Origin of the sequence: Protofrankia sp. Cas3 (assembly GCF_963555955.1) — a bacterium.
In the GTDB taxonomy this organism is placed as follows: domain Bacteria; phylum Actinomycetota; class Actinomycetes; order Frankiales; family Frankiaceae; genus Protofrankia.
This window is the reverse complement of sequence record NZ_CAUVXP010000094.1, coordinates 22,712-23,707: the sequence shown is the minus strand read 5'-3', so window position 1 is coordinate 23,707 and position 996 is coordinate 22,712. Positions and strand designations below refer to the sequence as shown.

The following is a 996-nucleotide window of genomic DNA, read 5'->3' as shown; positions in this document are numbered from 1 at the left end:
CGCCAGCAGCGAGTGACCGCCTAGCTCGAAGAAGTCGTCGTCCACACCGACGCTCTCCAGCCCGAGCACGTCGGCGAACGCGGCACACAGAAGCTCTTCCCGCTGGTCGGCGGGGCCGCGGCCGCCGCTGGACTTGGTGGCGTAGTCCGGGGCGGGTAACGCCGTGCGGTCCAGTTTGCCGTTGGCGTTCAACGGCAGCTCGTCGAGCACCACCACCGCCGACGGAACCATGTACTCCGGCAGACGCGCCGAGACGAACCGCCCCACCAGGGCGGGCAGGTCGGCGACGTTGCCGTCGGGGTCACCGGGCACGACGTAGGCCACCAGCCGCCGGTCCCCCGGCAGGTCCTCCCGCACGACGACCACCGCCTGCCCGACCGCCGGGTGCGACGTCACCACCGCCCGCACCTCACCCGGCTCGATCCGGAAACCGCGCAGCTTCACCTGCTCATCCGCACGCCCCAAATACACCAGCCGACCATCCGCGGTCCACCGCACCCGATCCCCGGTCCGATACATCCGCTCCCCCGGACCATCGAACGGACACGCCACAAACCGCTGCGATGTCAGACCAGGCCGCCCCACATACCCACGAGCCAACAACGGCCCCGCCACATACAACTCACCAACCACCCCAACCGGAACCGGAACAAAACGATCATCCAGTACGAACACCCGCGCATTCACGATCGGACCACCGATATCCGCCACCCCACCCGGCACCAAAGCCCGCGACATGGTCGCGCACACCGTGGTCTCCGTCGGCCCGTACGCATTGACGAACCGCCGCCCCGGCGCCCACCACGCCACCACCTCCGCCGTCAACGCCTCACCCGCCGACACCAACGACGACACCGACGCCAAATCCCCCGGCTCCAACACCGCCAACACCGCCGGCGGCAACGTCGCATGCGTCACCCCGAACCGCGCCACCACATCCACCAACGACCCACCCGGCAACAACTCGGCCGCGGCCACCACCACCAGAGCTGCCCC

At 69.5% G+C, this 996-nt stretch carries 1 protein-coding gene; it reads right to left on the bottom strand.

Annotated features, from left to right (window positions below; genetic code table 11):
• On the bottom strand, nt 1-942 hold a 942-nt coding region (locus U9983_RS17175), incomplete at its 3' end, for a non-ribosomal peptide synthetase (protein ID WP_322755009.1).
• Nucleotides 943-996: the final 54 nt, after the last annotated feature.